We start from the raw sequence: 21,610 nt of genomic DNA, 5'->3' as shown, positions 1-21,610 counted from the left end.
CCTCCTCTCCAACGAACAACATTCTATTTAACAGTATAGCACACGAGGCAAGGGAGAAAAGAACGTACGTTTGCCATCTTGCAGCAATGTATCCTTCCCCAAAAATCAAACAGTCCCGCAGGTTGGCTGGATGCATGCCTTCTCTACAGGACTAATGTATATATTAAACGAGCCTATTTTACTTATTTTACCACTAAAAAAAGTTAACTGTGTTGTTCACCTACAGCTGTTTCTGGCTGCGTACCTCAAAGATGGCGAATTTCAAATAATGACCTTCCTCTACGCCCAAAATTTGAGGGTGATCCTTGCCGGCTGCTCTCCAATCCACCAGACGGAGGATTTTTCCGGCATCAGCCGCTGCTTCCTTGATCGTATCCAGAAACAGCTCAGGCCGCATATGGTACGAACAGCTCGCTGTCACCAGATAACCGCCCTCATTAACGAGCTTCATCCCGTGCAGGTTGATATCTTTATACCCCCGCATAGCGCCTTTGACCGCGCTTTTCGTTTTGGCAAAGGCTGGCGGATCAAGAATAACCACGTCAAACGTTCGTCCGCCACCAGCTGTTAACGGCTTGGACGTATCCCCCTTGCCCCCAGCTCTGGCTGCTCGTTCCTCTACACCTTTGACCTGATTTCGCAAATATTGAAAAGCATCATCGACGACAAACTCGACGCGTTCCTCGAAGCCGTTCAACTTGACATTATCCCGCGCGCTTTCAATCGCATGCTCAGAAATATCAAGACAAGTTACTTTTTTAGCCCCGTATTTACATGCATGAAGTGTAAAGCTTCCGGTATGTGAAAAGCACTCCAGTACGGTTGCGCCATCCCAAAACGGGAATTCAACAACCTTGCCGCTTTTATTTACAGGCTTCATAACCGTAGTCTCAGAGCCGCCTTGTTCTGCTACTTCCTGCATTGTAATTCCGCTGCGTGCACCCCAGCCTGTCATCAACGGTGCAATCGCCGCACGATTCTCACGCTGGTCGAAGAAATAACCTGTCTTCTGGCCCTCTACAATATCAACCTTAATTTGCAAGCCATTTTCCGTTACCACGACATGGCGCGGGCAATCACCGTACAAAGGCCCCTTCGTCTGTTCTAGTCCTTCCAGCTCGCGGATGGATACATCACTACGCTCATATATACCGACAGGTCCCATCACTTCAACGAGCGCGTCCCTGATTTCTTCCCTGCGCCGATCCATGCCCAGCGTTAACAGCTGCACGACCAATACATCACCAAAACGGTCTACAATCAGTCCAGGCAAAAAATCAGCCTCGCCGTACACCAGCCGATAAGCATCTCCTCCGGTCACAAAACGTTCACGGTGCTCCAGACAATTGCGGAAGCGTTCAACAAAGAAGCTTTTGTCCATGGCTTCCAGCGGCTCGTACGATATCACACGCACTGTAATTTGTGAAGCCGGATTATAGTAGCCTGTCGCCAAATATCGACCCTGATGGTTCACAATGCTGACCAGATCGCCTGTCAACGGATCGCCCTCGACCTTGGCTATTTCATTTTTAAACACCCAGGGGTGTGCGTGCTCCAGCCTTTTTTTGCGGCCTCGTTCTAATATTACTGAAGGCAAAACCCTCACTCCTATTCTTGGATTGCTCAAAGTGTTAAAAGCGTGGTGTTCGATGGGGTGCGGCTCCGCGGTTCATTTGATCTTACGATCGCTGTTGCAATGGGATTCTTGGGATTAGGTAACACATTTAAAGGTAAGAATCCCATTAGGTTTATGCTTCCGAAGCAGCTTTCCTTTGGAAAGCTTTCAGGCGAACGCTCTCGCTTCTCCAGATTCAAATGAACCGCTCCGCTACTGCCCGCCTTGATATCGACGTCACGCTTTTAAAGCTTATGAAGATACTACAAAATTTTCGTTCCGTAAAAAAACTACTCGGCCATGCTTGTCATGGCTGTCCTCGACAGATCATAGGCTGTTACATAAGCGCTTTAGCGTTACTGTAAAGAATTCACCAATATTAAATAACCTTAGAAAAAGGGGGCTATGCCCGTGTTTATACATGTTATTTTGCCGCTGTGCGGGGGGCTGCTTGTTTTTTTGGGCGGAATGAAGCTGATGGAAGCAGCCCTCCGCCATTTGGCCGGCCCCTTCCTTACCCGCTGGCTGAACCGGGCCACCGTCTCCCCTTGGCGGGGCTTGCTGTTCAGCTCAGGCATTACCGCCCTGCTGCAAAGCAGCACCGCCGTAACGGTGATGACCATCGGTCTGGTCAACGCCGGGCTGTTGACCTACGGTCGTACGCTCGGCATCATCCTTGGCACCAATATTGGCACCTGCCTGACCACCGAGCTGATGGGGCTACAGCTGGGCAAGCTGGCTGTTCCGCTTCTTTGCGGCTCACTGCTATGCTGGAGTACTGCCGTCCTATGGGGAGAAGCTGTCCCCGGCAGCCAGTATGCGTCCGCCGGAGCTTCCCCCGGTTCCCATGAACTCAGCCGCCCGCAAGCTGTACAGTTTATCAGCCTCGTCCTTGCCGGATTTTCGCTGATTCTGGCGGGTATCCGCGTGATGCAAACGGTCGGGCCCTGGATTGAGCAGGCCGGACTATTCCGCTGGTTTCTCGATCACGCTGCCGCCAACATGTGGTGGGCCTTCGCCGCTGGAGCTTGCCTGACCGCACTGGTACACAGCAGCGCAGCCGTTATTGGCATGGCGATCAGCCTTGCTGCGGCAAGCGCCCTCCCAGCCGATGTGGGTATCGCCATCGTCATCGGCTCCAATGTAGGCACCTGCGTAACCGCTCTAATCGCCGCTGTTGGCGGCAGTGTGTCCGGCAAATTTGTAGCCTGGTCCCATGTGCTGCTGAACGTAGGCGGGGCCTTGCTTTTTATGCCGTTGATTCCCGGGCTGGAAATGGCGGCCGCCTGGATATCCGCCGAGCCCGGAGCCAAGGTCGCCCATGCCCAAACCCTGTTTAACGTGATCAGCTCTCTGCTTGTCCTGCCCGTCTGCTATTTACCTGTATGGACTCGCTTAGAGCAACGTATGTCTCTTCCTAGAATTAAACGTTAATTCCCAGCATAGACAGCGCCTTGCTCAAAATGACATCATTATTATCATATCCACCTTGGCGCTGGAGACGCCATGCCTCCTCAGGCGTATGCCACGCGACACCTTTTATTTCTTCAATCTGTGCCTGTAAATCTCCATCCAGTGCCTCCACGAGATAATAATGAACTTCCTTGTCCACTTCCCCGTATTCAGCGTGCTGGTACGTATAAGCGATCATATCCACATGCTGAATAATTCGCCCGTTCAACCCGGTTTCCTCGCGAATTTCACGTAAAGCCGTTTGTTCGATCGTTTCTCCCGGCTCCATTTTGCCTTTAGCCAAGGATACCTTGCCATATCGGTCAGTAATCAGCTGGATTTCAAGCTGCTCCCCCTGTTTGCGAAACACAACACCGCCTGCGGAAATTTCCTTTTTTGCTGCCATCCTGTAATCTCCTTTCCTTGCGCAACAAGGATTCCGTCCTCTCTGTAAGGAAAGGCGAAATCCTTGTTGGCCATCGCTATTGCCTGTTCAGGCTTTTTATGGTCTTAGAGAGCTGCTTGCAGCCCATTTTCCAGTACGCGGACCAATTGACCTTCACTTTCATTAACGCCCGCCTTCGTCAGCTTCACTTGACACACCTTGCCAACCAGATCCTCAGTACCTTCAAACACCAGTTGAATGTAATTGTCACTATAACCGTAGAGTATGCCGCTACCTTCGGTTCCTTTCGGCGCAACTTCCGGAATGACCTCCAGCACCTGACCTGCAAACTTCTCAGCATACGCCAACTGCATTTGCTCTGACAGTTCAATCAGCTCATGCACACGTGCATTTTTAACGTCCTCGTCGACCTGATCCTCCATACGTGCCGCAGGCGTTCCAGTGCGCTTGGAGTACGGGAATACGTGCATTTCCGAAAAACCGATTTTTTTCATCAGCTCATAGCCGTTGCGGAACATTTCGTCCGTTTCCCCAGGGAACCCGACAATTACGTCCGTTGTAATCGCTACATCCGGCATTGCTTTTCGAATCATAAGCATCTTGTTATAGAATTCTTCTGTTGTATACTTGCGGCGCATCCGTTTCAGAACGGTGTCGTCTCCTGCCTGAAGCGGTATGTGAAAATGACGAACCAGCTTGTTGGAGCGTTTCAGCACATCAAGCATTTTTTCATCGATCTGGCTGGCTTCAATCGAGCTGATACGAATGCGTTCCAGCCCTTCCACCTTCTCCAAATCCCACAACAGATCGGACAGGTCATAATTTTCCATATCGTCACCATAACCACCAGTATGGATACCTGTGAGTACGATCTCCTTGTAGCCCGCATGCACCAGCTGACGCGCTTGTGCGATAATGCTCGCGGCATCACGGCTGCGGGATAAACCGCGCGACCACGGAATGATACAGAAGGTACAGAAGTTATTGCATCCATCCTGAATTTTCAAAAACGCACGGGTATGGTGAGCAAAATCAGGCACATCCATTTCCTCAAACACGCGAGTCTTCATAATATTACGCACGGCGTTCACCGGTTGACGCGATTCTTGAATTTCCTTCACAAACGGAATAATCTTGTCCCGATCCTGTGTGCCAATAACGAGATCGACACCGGGAATATCCATAATTTCGGCTGGTGAAGTTTGAGCGTAACAGCCCGTCACTGCCACAATGGCATCCGGATTTCGGCGAATCGCGCGACGAATAATCTGACGACTCTTTTTATCGCCGGTATTCGTAACCGTACATGTATTAATCAAATAAACATCAGCAGTCTGCTCATCAAACTCCACCTGCTCATAACCTTCTTTTTTGAACAGCTGCCAGATTGCTTCCGTATCATAAAAGTTTACTTTACAGCCCAATGTATAAAATGCCACTGATGGCATATTAAATCCCTCCCATTTCTCCTGTCTCATATAAAATGCACGCCAATGCAGCCATACCTGCGGTCTCTGCGCGCAAAATACGTCTTCCCAGCCCTGTAGACTGAGCCCCGGCCTGCTCGGCCTCCAGGCTTTCCGCCTCAGTGAAGCCGCCTTCCGGGCCCACTACCAGCAGAACACGCGGCTTATCTACCGACGCCCATGGTCCTGCCAAAGGCTGGATCACATCCCGTAGCTGCCGACCCTGCTCTTTTTCATAACAATAGCATATCAAATCATACCCCGCAAAAGAAGCCAGCAGCTCTTTCCACGTCATGGGTGCGCTAATTTCGGGAATCCGATTACGATGGCTTTGCTCAGCCGCTTCCTTCACAATCTTGCGCCAGCGCTCCAATCGCTTGCCTTCTTTTTTGGCATCATACTGCACGACTGTACGCTCGGACAAAAACGGTATAAAGCCCGCTGCTCCGATTTCTGTACATTTTTGCATCACCGTCTCCATCTTGTCTCCTTTAGGAAGACTTTGAGCGATGGTAACCTGCACATGCGGTTCAGAGGTCATCTCCAGCAGCTCCACGATCGTCGCCGTCACATGATCCTGCTCAATCGTATCCAACGCAGCCAGCGCTTCTCTGGATACCCCGTCACTGACTATAATTTTGTCGCCGCTGCGACCGCGCATGACTTTAGTGATATGCCGCGCGTCCTCGCCCGCAACAATCACGTGATCTTCCAGAAATTGCTCTGCCGGAATAAAATAACGCTGCATTGTCTCTCACACCTATTCTAAAAATAACTGTTATCCACTGACTTTCCGTACAAAAACCGAATAAAATCACCAAGCACCATCATATCATCTTTTGCGCCTGTATGACCAGCCTGTTCCCTGTTTCATTGTCGCAATATGATCTGTTCTCACAAAAAAGGAGCCCTTAGGCTCCAAATAATCCGGTGATGTAAAAAGAGAACTGCAAAAACTGTATATATATCACTTGGGCCAGCGTGTAAAGAGGTTCAATCGTTACAGCCCGCACCTGCGGAATGACCAGTATAAGCAGAAAAATAAAGATGGACCATTGTTCAAACTGCTGAAGCTTGCGACGCACAGGAGTTGGAGCTACATCCTCCACAATCCGGTACCCATCCAGCGGGGGCAGTGGAATCAAGTTGAAGATAAACAAAAACAGATTCAAATTGATCAGTGCATTGATAAACAGATAGATCGCCTGAGCTACCCGCTGGCTCTCCATGCCCGGCAGCACTTGAAAATGAAGCAGCATAGCATAGATCAATGTAGCAACAAACGCAAGCAGCAGATTACTCAGCGGACCGGCAGCTGAAACAATAATGCCCATGAGGCGCGGACGGTTGAAATTGTCACGATTAACCGGAACAGGCTTGGCCCAGCCAAAGCCCCCGATCAGCAGCAACAGCGTACCCAGCAGGTCAATATGCACAGCCGGATTCAAAGTCACGCGCCCAAGCAGCTTGGCTGTGGGATCACCAAATTTATTGGCATAATACGCATGTGCAAACTCATGCACCGTAAAAGATATAATCACAGCCAGCAAGTAAAATGGAAGAACATTTAAATTTACACGAAAAATACTTTGTAAAAAATCCATGCTTACCTCTTTCTCGCCACAAACGCCAGCCAATCTTCATCGCGGCGTATTTCGGCAATTTCAAAGCCAGCTGCCTTTAACGCAGTTTCGACAACTTCTTCTTTGTTCTTCCAAATCCCTGAAGCAATATAAATACCGCCTGGCTCCAGAGCCTTGTAGACATCATCAATAAACAGCAAAATAATCTCGGCTAAAATATTGGCAACCACCAGCTTAACCGGCAGCTGGATACCCAGCGTTCGATCGCTTGCATTGAGCACGGACAGCAAATCGCTTTCCTTAATGGTAATACGCTCTTCCAGTCCATTCAGATGCGTATTTTCTCGCGCGCTTGATACCGCTACCGGGTCCAGGTCCAGGGCAAGCACATGCTTCGCTCCCAGCTTTACAGCTCCAATGGCCAAAATACCAGAGCCTGTACCGACATCAATGACTTCTTCTCCACCCTTAATCACGGACTCCAATGTTCTCAGGCAAAGTGATGTCGTAGGATGCGTCCCAGTGCCAAAAGCCATACCCGGGTCCAGCTCAATGGTTTTTTCATCCTCATTTGCAGGCTCATAGTCCTCCCAAGTCGGTTTGATCGTTAGACGATCCGACACACGTAAAGGCTTGAAATATTGCTTCCAGGCATTTGCCCAGTCATCCTCATTGACCGTTTTCAGCTCATATCGAACCTCACCAGGGTCAATATCGAAGGTTCTTAATTGTTCGACCCGCGGCTCAATTTGTGCACGTATGCTGTCCATGTCCACTTCTTCGGCAAAATAACCCTTGATGATCGCTTGTCCTTCAGGAATATCGTTCAAAGGGCGATCATACCACTGCCCGTAAGACGTGTCCCGCGGTTTGTTGAGCGAACCGGATTCTTCAATGGAAACCCCTCCCGCACCCGCTTCGTGCAGAAAATTCGAAATCATTTCGACCGCTTCTTCACTTGTATGTATTGTTATTTCATTCCACAACATGGTTTTCATTTCCTCCTCAATTCACATGCATACATTACATTGTACTATATACATGCATAGGAGTTCAAAAAAGCTAGGATCAACGGAGTTCAAAGAGAAAAACACAAATAAGACGAGCTATCCCTTAATCATCTTCAAGATGGAGATAACCCGCCTTTTCAAATTCTACTCGCTGTCGTTAATAATGCGCTCCTGACGACGATCAGCTGCTTCGCTCCGCCGAATCGCTTCCAAATCCTGAGCATCTGCCTGCTCTGCCGAGAACTCGACATCCTCGTTTTTGGCAGATTGCGCACGCTTGATTTTCTCCGTTTTGGTCAGCACTTTATCGTACCGTTTGTTTGTTGGCATCTGTCACAGCTCCTTCCAAACTTCTCACAGCATTCCACCTGCTTGCTCCACAATGGACATCGCCTGATGATGAATGGACTCATCCACCACAGCAGTCAACAAAATATCGCGGCCAGTCGGTCCACCCTGTCCCCCATCGCTCATTCCGCTGGCAGATGGATCAGCCGCAGCCAGTATGGCCGGACTAGCATCAGTAAAATCCACTCCCTGCGTTAGTGAGGACAAGCTGGTAATCTTCCCTGAAAGTACAGGTAATCCAGCATTGCCTGTAGACTGTTGCGGATACCGACTAAATCGGTCTATCGACACATCCGCTACCCGAAGAGCTTCTAGTTTTCTAGCGGCTCCCTGTGCTTCCTCAGGACTTTTAAAATACGCCAAAATATTTTTTTCACCCATCCCCAAAAACTCCCTGTGTGAGATTGAGCGCAGCTTTTGTGCAAGAACTATGCAGCTGCGCTTTGCTATATCCTGCTCATTGGCACGAATTTATATTCCCCACAGTGACGGAACGGAACAGACAGCGCCGGATTTAGCAGGTGGAACGCTGGGAACATCGTTTGCGAAGGTTACTTTTCTGGGTGCTGAGCAGCAGCGGGTACTTCTCCTGCTCTGGCTACTCCCGTCTCCCGTGCAGCACGAATGACAGCCTCCCGAACCTTTTGCACTACTTGTGGATTAAATACATTAGGTATAATATTCGTTTCACTCAGCTCTTCGGGACTGATCGCATCCGCAATAGCAAGTCCGGCAGCTAGTTTCATTTCTTCATTAATCGTCGCGGCATGGCAATCCAGTGCGCCTCGGAAAATTCCCGGGAAGCACAGCACATTATTAATCTGATTAGGAAAATCAGAGCGGCCTGTAGCCAATACACGTACATAAGGCGCTGCTAAAGCTGGATCAATCTCGGGCTTAGGATTCGCCATGGCAAAAACGATAGGATCAGCGGCCATGCTCTGAATATCCTCCACAGTCAATAAATCCGGGCCTGACACACCGATGAAAACATCAGCTCCCACAATCACTTCGGATAAACTACCACTCAGATTTTGGGGATTGGTCATATTGGCATACTCTGTCCAATGCGGGTTGCTGTATTCTACTCCACGATAAATGGCTCCTTGTCGATCAACGCCAATCAGATTGCGCACACCTGCCTTGAGCAGCATACGAGAGCAAGCCATACCAGCCGCACCGATACCTGAAAATACAACTTTGACATCCTCCATTTTCTTGCCGCATACCTTCAGCGCATTGACCAGGCCCGCCAATACGACGACTGCCGTTCCGTGCTGATCATCATGGAATACCGGAATGTCCAGCTCCTCTTTCAAACGTCTCTCGATCTCAAAGCAGCGCGGTGAAGAAATATCCTCCAGATTAATGCCTCCAAAGGCAGGAGAAATCATTTTAACGATTTGAACTATTTCATCAGGGTCCTTTGTATTGAGACAGATCGGAAATGCATCGACACCTGCGAACTGTTTGAACAACACAGCCTTACCTTCCATCACAGGCATGGCAGCCTCTGGTCCGATATCCCCTAATCCAAGCACCGCGGTTCCGTCCGACACAACGGCTACTGTATTTTTCTTGATTGTGAGCTGGTACGCTTTGGCCGGGTCGTTCGCAATTTCCATACAAATTTCAGCCACACCCGGTGTATAAACCTTGGATAACCCTTCCATCGAATCGATCGGCTTCTTCGGTAAGGTCTCCATTTTGCCACCTGCGTGTAATTCTCTGATTTCATCCAATAAACTACTCATATTTCTCTCCATCCTTTCAGGTCTGTATTTTTAGGCTATGATTTCTATGCTTAGAGATAACACTCGTCAGCTCCATAATTTGAGTAACAAAGTTGCTAAAATGACCGTGGCTGCCCCGCCGATACGAGTTGCAATTTGTGCGAAAGGCATCAGTTCCATCCGGTTCGATGCAGACAAAATAGCCACATCCCCCGTGCCTCCTAATCCGCCGCGACAGCTAGTAACCAGTGCAGCTTCCACCGGATACATATTAATCCATTTTCCAGTAAAATACCCAGCAACAATTAATGCAATTACAACAGATGCACAGGTGATGGCATAAGGTATCGTCAGAATCCCAACCACACTATCCAAAGGCACATATAAAATTCCCAATCCTACCATCAATGGCCACGTCAGGCTGGCCGTTATAAATTTGTACAAATGAAAAGCTCCTGTTTCCAGCTGATTTGGCATCACTTGAACGGATTTAATGATAGCAGCTGCCAAAATCATCAAAATAGGTCCTGGAATATGAAGATATGGCTCCAGCAGCTTACCTACGATAAAGAAGGTACAGGCTAACAGCAATCCACCACCCATCAATGGAAAAGAAATGTTTTGTTCGAGACTCGTAGAAGCTAGCTTTTCTTCCTCATTGGATTTTAGCAATCTCCCGTTACCAGAAGTTCCTGGCTTTTTCTCCGCTAATCTCTTGAGAACACCCGCACCTATGATTGCTACGATGTTCCCGATGATCGCGGCCGGGATCAACTGGGATACGAATATCGCCGAATCTTTGCCCAAGACCAATCCATATGAGATGGACAAAGGTAAAATCCCTTCCCCGATCCCACCGGAGATAATCGGAATGATGATATAAAAGAACGTATGATAGGCACTGTAGCCAAAAGCCATCCCCACGACCATACCTGTTGCAACAGCTGCAATAGAGCCGACGATAATAGGGGCAAAAATTTTAACAATTCCGTTTATCAGCATTTTGCGATCCATACCAAGAATACTCCCGGTTACCAAACAAGCGATGTAGAAATACAGGAAATTCGAGGTCTTCATGAGCGTGTGTACAGCATCCATCGCGGACGGACTGAACATGTTCCAAAATACCATCAACGATGGAACCATGAGTGATAGAATAGCTGGACCGCCAATATTCTTGAGTATCGGAAGCTTGAAACCTAGTTCACTGAGCAATATGCCCAAAATCATGATGACGGCGAATCCGCCCAACATATCGTTCGGTAGACTTTGTGTAACCGCAGCTGCGTATATAATCAACGCAATCACGACGTATAGCGGAAGCGGAATCACTCCTATTTTTATCTTCCCTAGCATCCTGATCCCATTTACAGAATTTTTATTCGATTTCTGCTCCTTTTGAATGGCTGCTTGGTTTGTAGCATTTTCCATAAAGCTCCCTCCTTGTGTTAAGAACGATGATCATAGTTTCATTCTACACCTTGGAAAACGCTTTATTTGGTTTTAAAACTAATAATGCACTTTTGTAATTAAAGTAATCAAAAGGAGCCTAAATCATAACCGGCCAAGATTTCTTCTGCCTGCGGCAAAATACGATATTGGTACACAGGTCGTCCGATCGTACCATAAATCGTTTCCATGGCGAGCACCTCAATCTCCGTCAAAAAAGTCAGGTATTTGCGCATAGACACTCTGGATATCCCTGCACTTTCTGCAATGTCCTCGGTGGAAAACAGTGTCGCTTCATGCTGCCGGATACAATTCCATATCATGGCCAGCGTTGACTTGGTTACCCCTTTGGGAAAACGAGCCAAGTCCTTAGTAGAGCTCTTATGATATAAAAGACGGTCCAGCTCCTCCTGTGAAAGCAAGCTGCGTTCACGCACGATGCTGATATGCTCCCGATAACCCGTAAGTGCCTCCAGAAAGCGATTAAAGTGGAACGGCTTAATCAAATAATCCACCGCGCCAAAATTCATCGCTTTCTTGACACTGTTCATATCACTTGCAGCTGAGATCACAATGACATCCACATTCACCCCTGCCTCCCGTATGAATGACAGCAAATCCAGGCCGTTGCTTTCCTGCATATACACATCTAGTAAAACCAGATCAACGGCTCGCTCAGCCAAAAATTTCTTGGCCTCTTCCACAGAAGAAGCCCAACCCCCACATTGGAAGCCCTCTACCTGCTCCATATATTTGCGGTTAAATTCAGCAACCATCGGATCATCTTCTACAATCAGGACATTAATCATGTTCATCATTCCCCGTCATATATGGAATCGTAATCTCAAAACAGCACCCTTGCTCGGCTGGAATCAGCTCTACACTACCCTGTAATCTTTTCACGCTTTGCGCCACCAGATAAAGCCCCATTCCTCGCGACTCTCCCTTGGTCGAATAGCCTTTTTCAAATATCGTCTTTGCGAGCTCTTCCGATATACCTGGACCATTGTCACTCATGATGCAGGTCAGACATCCGTTCTTCTGATGTTTATCAAAATAAAGCGAAAGGGTAATCCGCTTGTGCTGGAGAGATTCCATCGCTTCCACTGCATTATCAAACAAATTACCAAGAATCGTAATCAATTCATGAATCGTTTGGGTTTGACCCGATTCGGGCAAATAGCTCCCCGGAGTCAGTTCGAAGCTCACCCCAACCTCTCTGGCCCGGCTTAATTTTCCCAGCACAAAACCCGCCATAACAGGGTCCCTGATCTGCCGGGTAATCGAGCCGATCTCCACCTGATGATGCTCAACGGCATCCATAATGTAATGCTCCAATTTATCGTACATTCGCAGATGTACCATCCCCATAATAACGTGCAGCTTATTCATAAATTCGTGAGCTTGTGCACGCAGTGCCTCCGTATACAGGGACACCCCTGTCAAACGCTCGGCCAGCTGCTTCATCTCCGTTTTATCTCGAAAGGTTACAATCGCTCCGACGATTTCCCCTTTTACGCGTATCGGAACACTGGTAGTGAGAAAGGTGATTCCCCCCAGCTCTATTTCCTCATCCATCTGCGGAGTGCTTGCCTCCAAAACCTCTTGCAATCGGAAAGCGGATAAATAAGCGGTAATTTCCTGTCCAGTGGACGAGAAATCTTCAATTCCTGCTTGCCTTAGCAAACGAATCGCTTCTGCATTCATTAACATAACACGTCCGGATTCATCCACCGCAATGACACCTTCCTTAATGGACTGCAGCATAGCACTGCGTTCCTCCAGCAAGCGTGCGATTTCCGGCGGTTCCAGACCAACCAGCATATTTTTAATTTTACGGGCCAACACAACAGCACCTCCGGTGCCGATTAACATCCCGACGCCAATGGCGATGGCAATAAGACGGTAGTTGCCTTCCTGAGCCCTCAGTACATCTTGCATGGATATGCCGACAACAATCGCTCCCAACTGCTTTCCCGTCGAACTGAACACGGGAGAAAAGGCGCGCATGGACAGGCCCAATGTTCCCTTCGCAACAGATACACTCTCATGACCATGAAGTGCAGTGTATTCGTCTCCACCAACAAAGGCTTTGCCGATCATTCTGGCATCCGGGTGCGTTTTACGAATGCCCTTCATGTCCATAACTACGATAAACTGAACATGATTAGCAGATGAAACCTTCCGCACATACTCCTGCATGGAGGAAGACGAACCAGGTTGTTGCAATTGTTCAACAATAAGAGGTGTGTGGGCGAGTGTACGTGCGATGGACATGGCCTTTTCCTCCAGCCCCGTTTCGGTTTCATGCTCAACTCTGTCCGCAAACAACAGTGTTACTGGTAAAAGCACAAGTGCCATAACGAGACAAACCAGCAGTGTAATCAGCCTTCTAAGTTTTATTTGCGGTTTCCCCCGACGCAGCTTTAGCCGTGAAATTGCGATGAGACTCACCCCTTTCTACTTAAGATTAAGCGTCAATAGCTCCGTACGCTTATACAAAAATGGTTATGTATGTGTTTACGTAAATCCAGAATAAAAAATGGAACTACCCCGCAATTGCGGAATAGTCCCCTCTGATTCATGGTTGAAGCTCCGCGATTCTTTCCTTGGATTAGTCGCCTCGGAAGGCACGCTTCACACGGTCAAAAAAGGATTGCTCATTTTCGTGTGTCTGCTCTCCGCTAAGCGCAGAGAATTGACGCAGGAGGTCCTTTTGCTCCTCACTCAACTTGCTAGGTGTTACTACAACCACCTTAATATGCTGGTCACCCTGACCTACACCACGCAGCTTCGGCACACCTTTGCCTTTAAGACGGAAATAGGTGCCTGTCTGCGTACCCGCTGGGACTTTCAGCTTCACTTTCTCGGTCAGCGTCGGAATTTCAACTTCATCTCCCAGTGCCGCCTGCGAGAACGTCAGTGGAATTTCACAGTAGATGTCGTCTCCCTCGCGCTCGAAGAAGTCATGCGACTTCACACGGAACACGACGTACAGGTCACCTGCCGGTCCTCCATTGATACCGCCTTCGCCCTCACCGTTGATACGCATTTGCGAGCCATCATCCACACCCGCTGGAATACGGATATGAATTTTACGCTGTTTGCGCACACGGCCAGAACCGCTACAAGTTGTACATTTTTCCTTGATGATCTTTCCTGCACCGCCGCAATTGGAGCAAGCGCGACGATTAACCATACGACCAAATGGTGTATTCTGCACCACTTCTTCCTGTCCGCTACCGTGGCAGACGGAGCAGGTTTGTGGCTTGGTGCCCGCTTTGGCTCCCGTACCGTGACACGTATCACATGTTTCCGTACGACCAATATGAATGTCGGTTTCCTTACCGAACACCGCTTCCTTGAATTCGATCGTCATCGTATATTGGAGATCATTCCCACGTTGTGGTGCATTCGGGTCACGCCGACCGTTGCCGCCACCACCAAAAAACATATCAAAAATATCGCCAAACCCGCCGCCACCGAAGTCGGCTCCACCGAAGCCGCCTCCCATGCCCTGGTTCGGGTCTACATGACCGTATTGGTCATATCTTGCCCGCTTCTGACCATCACTTAGAACGTCATAGGCCTCTTTCACTTCTTTAAATTTGCTTTCCGCGTCCGCAGCCTTATTCACGTCCGGATGATACTGACGCGCAAGCTTACGGTAAGCCTTTTTGACTTCTTCATCCGAAGCGCCCTTCGCAACGCCCAGCACCTCATAATAATCACGCTTATCAGCCAATGTTCCACCCCCATGCCTACAACGCGTCTGCACTACATATAAAAGGAAAGCCAAAGGCACGGGATGACCCGGCTTTGACCTTCCCATCATTTCAAGGCAGTACAACCCGTAATATGCTTATTTATCCTGAAAATAACGGTTACTCTACAGTCTTATCGTTATTTATCAAGGCAGCTACGCTGCTAGATACTATTCAGTGTATTATAACGCACCGGTGTACTGTAATGCCACTCCCGATCCGTAGCTTAGTTTTTCTTCTCGTCTTCATTAACGACTTCATAATCTGCGTCAACCACATTGTCGCGGCCTTTGCTGTCTGCTGCGCCATTTTGGGCTTCTTGATCCTGTGCTGCTTGAGCAGCTTGCTCGTACAGTTTTACAGACAATTGCTGAACAATTTCAGTCAGCTCTTCAGTAGCCTTTTTGATGTCTTCCAGATTGTCGGTTTCCAGCGTTTTTTGCAGATTTTCTTTAGCTGCATTTGCCTTTTCGACTTCAGCTGCATCTGCTTTTTCGCCCAGATCTTTAATCGTTTTGTCTACGGAGTAAATCAATTGGTCCGCAGCGTTTTTCGCCTCTACCAAATCCTTGCGTTTTTTATCTTCTTCCGCATGCAATTCGGCATCCTTCATCATACGTTCTACTTCCTCGTCGCTCAAGCCGCTGGAAGATGTGATCGTAATTTTTTGGCTCTTGCCAGTTCCTTTATCCGTAGCAGATACGTTCACGATACCGTTCGCATCCAGATCAAAGGTAACTTCGATTTGCGGTACGCCACGTGGTGCTGGAGGAATATCTCCCAGTTGGAAGCGGCCCAGCGATTTGTTGCCTGCTGCCATTTCACGTTCACCTTGCAGTACATGAATTTCCACGCTAGGCTGGTTGTCGGCATACGTCGAGAATACCTGCGATTTGCTTGTAGGAATCGTTGTGTTACGCTCGATCATTTTAGTGAATACGCCACCTGCGGTTTCAATACCCAGGGACAGTGGAGTTACGTCGAGAAGAACGACGTCTTTCACATCACCTGTCAATACGCCCGCTTGAACTGCCGCACCCAAAGCTACTACTTCATCAGGGTTTACGCCTTTATGAGGCTCTTTGCCTGTCAGTTTCTTAATTGCTTCCTGTACAGCCGGAATCCGCGTGGAACCGCCAACCAGAACGATTTTGTCGATGTCGCTGGCACTCATGCCTGCATCTTTCATCGCTTGACGAGTAGGTCCCAAAGTACGTTCTACCAGACCTTCAGACAGCTCTTCAAATTTCGCGCGAGTCAGGTTCAACTCCAAATGCTGTGGAACGCCGTCAACGACTGTGATGAACGGCAGGGAAATCGTCGTAGTCAGTACTCCGGACAGCTCTTTTTTCGCTTTTTCCGCTGCGTCTTTCAGACGTTGTACAGCTGCTTTATCTTTACTCAAGTCGATACCTTGATCTTTTTTAAACTCATTTACGAGGTAATCAATGACCACTTGGTCAAAGTCATCGCCGCCCAGCTTGTTATCACCACTTGTTGCTTTAACTTCGAAGAAACCATCGCCCAGTTCCAAAATGGATACGTCAAATGTACCGCCACCCAGGTCATACACGAGGATCGTTTGGTCTTCGGATTTTTCCATACCGTATGCCAGAGCAGCTGCTGTTGGCTCGTTGACGATCCGCAGAACTTCCAGACCCGCGATTTTACCCGCATCCTTGGTTGCTTGACGTTGGCTGTCATTGAAGTAAGCCGGAACCGTAATAACGGCTTGAGTTACCGTTTGGCCCAGATAAGCTTCAGCATCGGATTTCAGCTTTTGCAAAATCATAGCGGAAATTTCCTGTGCGGAATATTCCTTGCCGTCAATGCTTTCTTTATGATTTGTACCCATGTGGCGCTTGATGGACATGATTGTACGATCCGGGTTCGTAATTGCTTGGCGTTTTGCCGTTTCCCCTACAGTACGTTCTCCATCTTTTTTGAAACCAACAACGGAAGGGGTTGTACGCGCGCCTTCCGGATTTGGAATAACGACGGCTTCGCCGCCCTCCATAACAGCCACACAAGAGTTGGTTGTACCTAAGTCAATACCGATTACTTTGCTCATCGGATAATTCCTCCTTCTGTATATACGAGGCCCGCAGGCCAGAATGGTTGAATTTCAATTCATGTGCTGCTAAATGTATATTGAAAAAGCTACATGCTTACTTTTACCATGGCTGGACGAAGTACCTTGTCCTTCAGCATGTATCCTTTTTGTACCTCTTCAACGACGATGCCTTCTTCATGCTCTTCGCTTTCCACCTGCATAATGGCCTGATGGAAATCAGGATTAAACGGTTGACCCACTGAATTCATGGCCGTCACTCCCTCAGCCTGAAGCACGCCCTCAAACTGGCGGAAAATCATCTCTACGCCCTTGGCGAACGACTCAGTCTCTGCTCCCTGCTGTGCTGTTGCCAGCGCACGCTCGAAGTTATCGAGAACAGGTACCAACTCGGTGACCAGCTTCATAGACGCATATTTAGCGAGTTCTTCTTTCTCTTTTAACGTGCGACGACGGAAATTGTCAAAATCCGCCTGTGCGCGCAAAAACCGCTGTTGATGCTCCTCAGCCTCTGCACGAAGCTTTGCCACCTCTGTGTCTTCTTCCTCGGCTTCCAGTGCTGCTGCTTCATTCACCGGCTCTTCCTGCTCCAGGATCGTCTCGGCAACTTCCTCTGTGCTTACATTTTGTTGTTTTTCTTCTTGGAACGTTTGTTCTTCCTTCAAAATGTTTCACCTCCTTCAAGTTGTAACTACCCTTACAAAAACACGCACCAATACATCCGCGCAGGATACAAAACGTTTCCGAACGCAGAACATGCAGAACTATAAACTGCGCATTCTTGTTCTATTTAAACCGCTGCGTAAGCATTACGGTCAAATCCTTAGATAGAATATCCAAAATGTTGATCACTCTCGCATACTCCATCCGCGTCGGTCCCAGTATACCTATGGTCCCCAATGCTTCCCCATCTATCGCATACGTAGCGGTGATCAGACTGCAATTGGCAAACGCCTCATGATCATTTTCCGTGCCGATACGCACCTGCATTTCAGGCGCTCCGGGAACAGGTGTCATCAGTTTAAGCAGCGTTGGTGTTTCCTCCAGCAGATCAAGAATATGCTTAACCTTTTCTACATCTTTAAATTCAGGCTGATTGAGCATGTTCGTGGCACCACTCAAATACAGGCGCTGATCTGATTCATTATCCAGTGCTTTATCCAACACCTTCATAGCGTCCTCAAAATGAGACACATGCTTCTCCATTTCCTGACCAAGCGCAGTGTAAAGACGTGATTTAAGCTGATAAATCGGCACACCGACCAGCTTGCTGTTCAGTAAATTCACAACTTTCTCCATCTCGGAAATCGAAATTCCCGGCGGAATATCCACCGTCTTATTCTCCACCTGACCCGTATTGGTCACAATAATCGCCACAGCCGTCGTTTCGTTGAGCGGCAATAGCTGAAAATGACGCAATGAAGTATGAAAAACCTCCGGCCCAAGCAGGATGGAAGTATAATTGGTCATATGAGACAAAATGCCTGACGCATGCTGGATCACTTGCTCCATTACATTCAGCTTTTCGGCGTAAAAGGCTTTGAGTTCCCGCATTTCCACAGGCTTCAGTGTATTCAGTGGCACCAGATGGTCCACATAATAGCGATAGCCTTTATGAGACGGGATGCGTCCCGCAGAAGTGTGGGGTTGCTCCAGATAGCCCTGTTCCTCCAAATCCGACATTTCATTGCGGATCGTGGCGGGGCTGAATCCGACATCCTGCCTTTTGGATATGCTGCGGGAACCCACTGGCTCAGCCGAACGAATGTAGTCATCAATAATCGCATTCAAAATGAGTCTCTGACGTTCGGTTAACAAGTGAATCCCCCCTTTTTGTTATCCATAATAGCCTGATTGTAAAATGGAATCATTAGCACTCGTTCGCGATGAGTGCTAACCGTTAATACAAAAATACCAAACGGACCTGATCATTGTCAAGTCAGATCAGTATTTTCAATAAACGAGATTTATTGCAACCATTTGGATTACAGCAATGAACACAGCCTGATCGCACTTTTACCTACACTCTTTATGTTTCACATCTTGATTACGCTGTTTCCATACACAGGACTAGGCAGAATCCTTGTTTTGCCACTTGTTTTTATTCTGAACGCTGTCCTCGTCATTTCAGTCATCTATTTAATTCGTAAATTAGGGCCCTTGTGTTATACCTTGGTCTTATTGCCATCTATACTTTTAAGCATATGGAACACCATCTACTTTTACCCGCAGGAATTCAGTCCAAGCATCCCCAGGCAAATAAGCTATAGTGTTTCAGCTATAAATCATTACGATGATTTAACAATGGTCGACTGGGAGGGATACACGTTTACCGCAAATGGAAACGGCGAATCCGAAAAATATGCAGTAGCCTTGTATAAATACAAACACCGAGTTCCATTAGACGGCTCTTTATACTTTTATAATGACACTGATTTCCATAAGGACAGTCCGATAAAGAGTTTAGACGGAATTCCTCCTGAACTAGATCCCCATCATCAATTCATTTGGTGGTTGCTCGAAACATTAAACAAATGAGCATGAATAAAAAAATGTAAACTGTATAAACACAGCGCACCATGAATATCTAACGAAAAAAAAGAACTAACCTCATTGCTTACAGGTCAGTTCAGTATTTTCAGCACTGCGATTTCATCACAGTTATTTTGTTTGCTACAGTGAATGCAATCGGTCCATACCTTTTCAGGGAAAATCTCTTTGTTTACGACATCAAAACCGTTTTTTATAAAAAAGGAGACCTCATAGGTCAGTGCCATAATTTTAGGGATATGTTGTCGCCGTGCTTCTATAATAAGGCCCTCTACGAGCTTGGAGCCTATGCCCATTCCTTTATATCCCTCAGAGATGCCAAGGGAACGAATCTCTACCAAATCAGCGCCCAGTTTGCATAAAGAACCACAACCCACGACTTCGCCGTCCACTTCTGCAACAATAAACAGCTCCAGTTGGCGCGTAAGTACTTCCCTTGAACGTGGCAGCATGATCCCTCGCTCCGCATAGCCGCTAATCATTTGATATAAAGGCTCCACATCTTCAGGAACCGCACTTCTGCACAATACCTCTTTACACACTGAAGCCATCTTGCTCTCCCCCTGCCGCTTGCCGCATATAATGAATAAATATACAACATTACGCATAGAATCGCAATACTCCATTTACCTGTTGTGACAGAATGATGTTATGAATTTACTGTAATGGAGCCGATGAACTCTGCGAATACATCATTTCCGAATAAAATACCGCGTTCGCTCAGACGGTAACCGTCCTCGACCGCTTCGATCAACCCCGCATTCAGCATTTTCCCGAGAGGGACTGTGAACGTATCCTCCAGCGCCTGACCAAATTGGGCTTCAAAGCGGGACTTGGACACACCCTCCAACATTCTCAGGCCAACCATAAGAAAGTCCTCCATCGCTTCCGCTGCTGGCACCTCAAAGCTGTCCAGACGGGGCAGACCGTTACGAGTAGCCTCTACATATGGAGTAATGCCCTTAATGTTCATATGACGTTCTCTGCCAACATATCCATGCGCCCCGGCACCAAGACCATAATAGTCCTCATTACGCCAATAGGTCATATTGTGCTTACTGCCCAAACCGGGTTTCGCAAAATTGCTAATCTCGTACTGCTCATAACCCGCTTCTTTCATACGGCGCATGAGAAGCAAGTACATTTCCAATTCATCATCCTCATGTGGAAGTGGAAGCTGATTTTTCTGGTATAGCGTGTGGAAGAGCGTATTTTCTTCAACCTTTAAGCTATAGATAGAGTAATGAGGAAGCTCCAGCTCCAGCGCTCTACTAACGCTCTCATTCAGCATGTCCACGGTTTGGTTCGGCAAGCCGAACATCAGGTCAATCGACAGATTGTCCAATCCGACCTTACGTGCATTTTCCAGACTACGATATACGTCATCTGTATTATGAATGCGACCAATACCTGTAAGCAGCTCATTCTGAAAAGCCTGCACTCCGAAGCTGAGTCGGTTGACACCGCCCTCTTTCATCACGTGAAGTTTTTCATAATCGGTTGTACCCGGATTGGCTTCCATGGAAAATTCAATATCCTCCGACCAATTCGGGAAGTAGGTACGGACACTCTTCAGGAAATACTCCATTTCCTTCGGATTTAGTGTTGTTGGCGTTCCGCCCCCGACAAAAATCGTTTTGATTTCTCCTGGGGGGTGAAGTTTAACCGTATTTTCCATCTCCCGCTCCAGTGCATACAGGTATTCCATAACCGGCTGGTCCTTTAGCACATAAGAGTTGAAGTCACAGTAAAAGCATTTATTCGTGCAAAAGGGTATATGCAGATAAACCGCTTGAGGCGCGGATGAATATTCATGTTTTTGTATGGATGCGGTCATTCCGATCCTCCTTGTCAATTCAGGATATAGTGGTTGGAAAAAATGGCGAATGAGGAGGGAGAACGCTTCGTGGATGGATCATTCCTCCGATCGCTGTTACCCCCGGATTTTTTAATTGTAAATAGATTTAAAGGGGAAAATCCGCGGGTAAAGGCGAACGCTACCGCTTCTTCAGAACGATTCCATCCACTCCGCTGCTGCCCACCGTCAATCGGCCATTTTTTATGGTGTAGGTGTGAACGTGCCCTCTGTCTTGAATAGCTTGCTCAAAAAAAGAACGTCCATTCTCTATGCATGGCTAATGCCCCATGAAAGAATGGACGAAT

Annotated in this window: 19 protein-coding genes; 1 reads left to right on the top strand and 18 read right to left on the bottom strand. The window is 47.8% G+C overall.

Annotation, left to right across the window (positions count from 1 at the left end):
* Nucleotides 1–220 precede the first annotated feature (220 nt).
* Nucleotides 221–1,597, bottom strand: a complete 1,377-nt coding sequence (locus KQI_RS0103560; RefSeq protein WP_010345346.1) for a class I SAM-dependent rRNA methyltransferase — start codon at nucleotides 1,595–1,597, stop codon at nucleotides 221–223.
* Nucleotides 1,598–2,026: 429 nt separating this feature from the next.
* On the opposite strand from KQI_RS0103560, the gene KQI_RS0103555 reads away from it, so the two are divergent.
* Nucleotides 2,027–3,049, top strand: a complete 1,023-nt coding sequence (locus KQI_RS0103555) for a Na/Pi cotransporter family protein (protein ID WP_010345345.1) — start codon at nucleotides 2,027–2,029, stop codon at nucleotides 3,047–3,049.
* Here KQI_RS0103555 and KQI_RS0103550 read toward each other — a convergent pair.
* The 17 genes from KQI_RS0103550 to hemW all read right to left on the bottom strand — a co-directional run bounded on the left by KQI_RS0103550 (nucleotide 3,039) and on the right by hemW (nucleotide 21,284).
* Nucleotides 3,039–3,473 (bottom strand): NUDIX hydrolase, encoded by a 435-nt coding sequence (locus KQI_RS0103550; RefSeq protein ID WP_010345344.1) that lies wholly within the window; start codon nucleotides 3,471–3,473, stop codon nucleotides 3,039–3,041. The genes KQI_RS0103555 and KQI_RS0103550 overlap by 11 nt on opposite strands.
* 104 nt (nucleotides 3,474–3,577) lie before the next feature.
* A complete protein-coding gene (gene mtaB / locus KQI_RS0103545; protein ID WP_010345343.1) occupies nucleotides 3,578–4,921 on the bottom strand; it encodes a tRNA (N(6)-L-threonylcarbamoyladenosine(37)-C(2))-methylthiotransferase MtaB in 1,344 nt (447 codons plus the stop codon).
* 1 nt (nucleotide 4,922) lies between these two features.
* Entirely contained in the window at nucleotides 4,923–5,687 is a 765-nt protein-coding gene (locus KQI_RS0103540; RefSeq protein ID WP_010345342.1) for a 16S rRNA (uracil(1498)-N(3))-methyltransferase, read from the bottom strand.
* Between the two features lie 163 nt (nucleotides 5,688–5,850).
* Complete coding sequence (locus KQI_RS0103535; RefSeq protein WP_010345340.1) at nucleotides 5,851–6,543, bottom strand: site-2 protease family protein; 693 nt, start codon at nucleotides 6,541–6,543, stop codon at nucleotides 5,851–5,853.
* Nucleotides 6,544–6,545: 2 nt separating this feature from the next.
* A complete protein-coding gene (gene prmA, locus KQI_RS0103530) occupies nucleotides 6,546–7,511 on the bottom strand; it encodes a 50S ribosomal protein L11 methyltransferase (RefSeq protein WP_010345339.1) in 966 nt (321 codons plus the stop codon).
* Nucleotides 7,512–7,676: 165 nt separating this feature from the next.
* The gene (locus tag KQI_RS0103525; protein ID WP_007431268.1) at nucleotides 7,677–7,862 is read right to left on the bottom strand and encodes a YfhD family protein; all 186 of its coding nucleotides are present in this window, start codon (nucleotides 7,860–7,862) and stop codon (nucleotides 7,677–7,679) included.
* A 24-nt stretch (nucleotides 7,863–7,886) separates the two neighbouring features.
* A complete protein-coding gene (locus tag KQI_RS0103520; RefSeq protein ID WP_010345338.1) occupies nucleotides 7,887–8,261 on the bottom strand; it encodes a hypothetical protein in 375 nt (124 codons plus the stop codon).
* A 170-nt stretch (nucleotides 8,262–8,431) separates the two neighbouring features.
* A complete protein-coding gene (locus KQI_RS0103515; RefSeq protein ID WP_010345335.1) occupies nucleotides 8,432–9,634 on the bottom strand; it encodes an NAD(P)-dependent malic enzyme in 1,203 nt (400 codons plus the stop codon).
* Nucleotides 9,635–9,700: 66 nt separating this feature from the next.
* Nucleotides 9,701–11,044 (bottom strand): 2-hydroxycarboxylate transporter family protein, encoded by a 1,344-nt coding sequence (locus KQI_RS0103510; RefSeq protein WP_010345334.1) that lies wholly within the window; start codon nucleotides 11,042–11,044, stop codon nucleotides 9,701–9,703.
* A 107-nt stretch (nucleotides 11,045–11,151) separates the two neighbouring features.
* Nucleotides 11,152–11,871: a two-component system response regulator DcuR gene (gene dcuR / locus KQI_RS0103505; RefSeq protein ID WP_010345333.1), complete on the bottom strand. Its 720-nt coding sequence runs from the start codon at nucleotides 11,869–11,871 to the stop codon at nucleotides 11,152–11,154.
* The gene (dcuS, locus tag KQI_RS0103500) at nucleotides 11,864–13,516 is read right to left on the bottom strand and encodes a DcuS/MalK family sensor histidine kinase (protein WP_138984793.1); all 1,653 of its coding nucleotides are present in this window, start codon (nucleotides 13,514–13,516) and stop codon (nucleotides 11,864–11,866) included. Before dcuS ends, dcuR begins: the two co-directional genes overlap by 8 nt.
* A gap of 160 nt (nucleotides 13,517–13,676) precedes the next feature.
* On the bottom strand, nucleotides 13,677–14,807 hold the full coding sequence (gene dnaJ, locus KQI_RS0103495) for a molecular chaperone DnaJ (protein WP_010345331.1): 1,131 nt from the start codon (nucleotides 14,805–14,807) through the stop codon (nucleotides 13,677–13,679).
* A gap of 245 nt (nucleotides 14,808–15,052) precedes the next feature.
* Entirely contained in the window at nucleotides 15,053–16,897 is a 1,845-nt protein-coding gene (gene dnaK / locus KQI_RS0103490; protein WP_010345330.1) for a molecular chaperone DnaK, read from the bottom strand.
* An 89-nt stretch (nucleotides 16,898–16,986) separates the two neighbouring features.
* Nucleotides 16,987–17,562 carry a nucleotide exchange factor GrpE gene (grpE, locus tag KQI_RS0103485; protein WP_010345328.1) on the bottom strand — a complete coding sequence of 192 codons (576 nt, stop codon included), beginning with the start codon at nucleotides 17,560–17,562 and terminating at the stop codon, nucleotides 16,987–16,989.
* 121 nt (nucleotides 17,563–17,683) lie between these two features.
* A complete protein-coding gene (gene hrcA / locus KQI_RS0103480; RefSeq protein ID WP_007431277.1) occupies nucleotides 17,684–18,715 on the bottom strand; it encodes a heat-inducible transcriptional repressor HrcA in 1,032 nt (343 codons plus the stop codon).
* Between the two features lie 806 nt (nucleotides 18,716–19,521).
* Nucleotides 19,522–19,998, bottom strand: coding sequence for an N-acetyltransferase (locus KQI_RS0103470; protein WP_029390013.1), 477 nt, complete (start codon nucleotides 19,996–19,998; stop codon nucleotides 19,522–19,524).
* A gap of 98 nt (nucleotides 19,999–20,096) precedes the next feature.
* On the bottom strand, nucleotides 20,097–21,284 hold the full coding sequence (hemW, locus tag KQI_RS0103465) for a radical SAM family heme chaperone HemW (protein ID WP_010345324.1): 1,188 nt from the start codon (nucleotides 21,282–21,284) through the stop codon (nucleotides 20,097–20,099).
* Nucleotides 21,285–21,610 lie beyond the last annotated feature (326 nt).

It is taken from the genome of Paenibacillus peoriae KCTC 3763 (assembly GCF_000236805.1).
GTDB classification, from domain to species: Bacteria; Bacillota; Bacilli; order Paenibacillales; family Paenibacillaceae; genus Paenibacillus; species Paenibacillus peoriae.
Note: the sequence above shows the minus strand (reverse complement) of the source record. Positions and strands in the feature narration are given on the sequence as shown.

Bases quoted from the DNA above. Each gene is read 5' to 3' on its own strand.
- KQI_RS0103550 (WP_010345344.1), bottom strand. From the start codon at position 3,473: ATGGCAGCAAAAAAGGAAATTTCCGCAGGCGGTGTTGTGTTTCGCAAA.
- mtaB (WP_010345343.1), bottom strand. From the start codon at position 4,921: ATGCCATCAGTGGCATTTTATACATTGGGCTGTAAAGTAAACTTTTAT.
- KQI_RS0103540 (WP_010345342.1), bottom strand. From the start codon at position 5,687: ATGCAGCGTTATTTTATTCCGGCAGAGCAATTTCTGGAAGATCACGTG.
- KQI_RS0103535 (WP_010345340.1), bottom strand. From the start codon at position 6,543: ATGGATTTTTTACAAAGTATTTTTCGTGTAAATTTAAATGTTCTTCCA.
- prmA (WP_010345339.1), bottom strand. From the start codon at position 7,511: ATGTTGTGGAATGAAATAACAATACATACAAGTGAAGAAGCGGTCGAA.
- KQI_RS0103525 (WP_007431268.1), bottom strand. From the start codon at position 7,862: ATGCCAACAAACAAACGGTACGATAAAGTGCTGACCAAAACGGAGAAA.
- KQI_RS0103520 (WP_010345338.1), bottom strand. From the start codon at position 8,261: ATGGGTGAAAAAAATATTTTGGCGTATTTTAAAAGTCCTGAGGAAGCA.
- KQI_RS0103515 (WP_010345335.1), bottom strand. From the start codon at position 9,634: ATGAGTAGTTTATTGGATGAAATCAGAGAATTACACGCAGGTGGCAAA.
- KQI_RS0103510 (WP_010345334.1), bottom strand. From the start codon at position 11,044: ATGGAAAATGCTACAAACCAAGCAGCCATTCAAAAGGAGCAGAAATCG.
- dcuR (WP_010345333.1), bottom strand. From the start codon at position 11,871: ATGATTAATGTCCTGATTGTAGAAGATGATCCGATGGTTGCTGAATTT.
- dnaK (WP_010345330.1), bottom strand. From the start codon at position 16,897: ATGAGCAAAGTAATCGGTATTGACTTAGGTACAACCAACTCTTGTGTG.
- KQI_RS0103470 (WP_029390013.1), bottom strand. From the start codon at position 19,998: ATGGCTTCAGTGTGTAAAGAGGTATTGTGCAGAAGTGCGGTTCCTGAA.
- hemW (WP_010345324.1), bottom strand. From the start codon at position 21,284: ATGACCGCATCCATACAAAAACATGAATATTCATCCGCGCCTCAAGCG.